This is a genomic window from Xenorhabdus griffiniae (assembly GCF_015163655.1).
GTDB lineage: Bacteria > Pseudomonadota > Gammaproteobacteria > Enterobacterales > Enterobacteriaceae > Xenorhabdus > Xenorhabdus griffiniae.
Genome location: NZ_JADEUF010000208.1, coordinates 1 through 2,698, shown reverse-complemented (window position 1 = coordinate 2,698; position 2,698 = coordinate 1). Strand labels below are relative to the sequence as shown.

Annotated in this window: 1 protein-coding gene; it reads right to left on the bottom strand. The window is 53.5% G+C overall.

Features of this window, described 5'->3' with window-relative positions:
• Positions 1–2,698, bottom strand: a 2,698-nt coding sequence (locus IQ211_RS18740; protein WP_193836452.1) for a condensation domain-containing protein, incomplete at both ends; no start/stop codon positions are given.

Sequence of the window (2,698 nt, the reverse complement as noted above, 5' to 3'; positions counted from 1 at the left end):
CGCAAATTGCAGGATACGATCCCCTGATTGTGGCTCGCTGGTCTGGTGCTGTGCATGGATAAAGTTCACCACATTGCGGTGCTCCAGCATCACGCCTTTGGGCTGGCCGGTGGAACCGGAAGTATAGATAATATAAGCCAGATGATGGGGTTGAAGTTGAATATCCGGATTATGGATCGGCTGTTTTGCCATGTTATTGCGGTGGTTTTCATCGTCCAGCAACCAGACAGGCATATCTGATATTGGCAACAGTCCCTGTAAAGGGCGCTGTGTCAGCAATAACACCGGTTTGCTGTCCGACAGTTGATACGCCAGACGTTCGGCCGGGTATTCGGGATCGAGCGGCACATAGCCGGCTCCCGCCTTAAGGATAGCGTACAGACCAATAATTAAATCCAGACTGCGGTCAACACAGATAGCGATGCGATCATCGGGGCGTACCCCCGCGGCAATCAACTGGTGTGCCAGTTGGTTAGCCTGACGGTTTAGTGCCGCATAACTCAGTTCGCCCTCACCAAAGACCAATGCAATTGCATCCGGTGTGCGTGCTGCCTGTTGTTCAAACAGTTGATGGATTAAGGTATCTTGCGGATACTCAACAACGGTATCGTTAAATGTTTCCAGCAGTTGGGTACGTTCGGCCCGTGGCAAGATATCGATAGTGTGGATAGGTTGCTCAGGTGCATATTGCAGCGCGGCCACAATGCCTTCCAGTGCCGTCTTCATATAGGCAGTAATGCGTACCGGATTAATTTGCTGGCTGCATTGTGCGGTCAGTGCAAATCCGTCATCAAAATCATCAATGTCCAGGGATAAGGGGTAGTTACTGCGCTCTTCACTGTCCAACACCTGAATACCGTCCCAAACTGATGAATGCGCCGCTTCCTCATCACGCGGGCTGTGACGGAAATTTAGCAGGCTGTTAAACAGTGGCAATGAAGCCGGCACGCCGCTGCACCGCTGGGCAATCGCCAGAGGGGTTTGCTCATGATCCAGTAATTCACTCAGGCGCTGGTAGGTTTCCTGTACCGCCTGTTTTACGGTACGGGCCTGTAACTGGATACGGACTGGCAGGGTATTGATAAACATTCCCAGCACCTGTGAAGCGCCCATGCCCCCCTGTAAGCGGCCCAATAACACTGTACCGAATACCACATCATCGCGGCCGCTGCACTGTGCCAATACCTGCGCCCAGGCGACATGGAATAGCACGGCCGCACTCATCCCCAATTGACGGGCGCAATCCCGGAGATTTTGGGCCAGTTCCTCATCTAAGGTGACAATATCTTCCACAATTTTATCGTGCTTATCGCGGCTATTCCCCTGTACATCCAGTAACCCAAACGGCAGCGTCGGTTCTTCCACGTCGCCCAGTAACTGCTGGAAATAAGCCTGATGCACTTCAATCGGCACCTGACGGGTCTGGGCAATAAAATTGCGGTAAGGCAATGGGGCGGGCAGGTGTGCGGCTTCTCCGAGGATCAGTGCCTGCACTTCACTGAAAATAATTTCCAGTGACAGATGGTCACAAACCAGATGGTGATGCAGCAGGCTTAACCACCATTGATCGGTGGCAGGATCCCGGGCGATATAAGCGGCCAGTAATGGCGCCTGAGTAATATCTAACCGTATGCTGTCCGGATCAGTCAGACGCCGTAGCTGGGTTTCGGCACTTTCTTCTGCGGATAACGTCAGCTCTGTGATTGGCAGGGGCGCATGACGGTAGACCACCTGCACGGGAATGGGAAGCTCCTGCCAGTGGAAGGCACTGCGTTGGATATCGTGCCGGTTAATCACCTGCTGCAACGCCTGCAAGAAACTCGTCAACCGTGGCCGGCTGTCAAAGTGCATCAGAATATTTTCAAGATAGGTGTCACCGGTTTCTGTGAGTAAATGGTGGAACAGAATGCCTTCCTGCAAGGGGCCAAGCGGGTAAATATCCTGAATATTGGCGACACCGCCCGGGACATGGTCAACAATACGGTCAATTTGGGGCTGGGTTAATGTCACCAGTGGCAGCATGGCAGGCGTAATCTGCGGGCTGTCTTCGCGGATCAGGTTAGGCGGAATAACCGCTAGCGCTGCATCTTGCTTTTGATGTAAGCGGGCGCTCATGGCGGCCAGGGTAGGGGCAGCGAAGACCGCGCTGACCGCCAGAGAAAGCCCTTGCTGGCGCAACTGTTCGATCAGGCTGACGACCAGCAGGGAATGGCCGCCCAGTTCAAAGAAATTGTCATGGCGCCCGACCTGTTCCAGTTCCAGCAGCGATTGCCAGACTGCCGCTAGTTTCTGCTCGGTTTCGCCCTGTGGCGCTTCATATTCACGGCTGACAATAGCGCTTTGATCCGGTGCCGGCAGCGCTTGACGATCCAGTTTACCGTTGGCAGACATCGGGAAAGCATCCAGCATAACAAAGGCACGGGGTAACATATATTCCAGCAGGCGGGCACCGAGGTATTCACGTAAATCCGCCGGTTTTAATGTGATGCCGGCTTTGGGGATCACATAAGCAATTAAGCGTTTGTCACCGCTTTCTTCTTCACGGGCGATCACCACAGCATCGCTGACGTCTTCATAAGCCAGCAATTGGGTTTCAATTTCCCCCAGTTCAATGCGGAAGCCACGGATCTTAATTTGAAAATCATTGCGTCCCAGATACTCAATTGCGCCATCAGGTAGCCAGCGGCCGAGGTCGCCG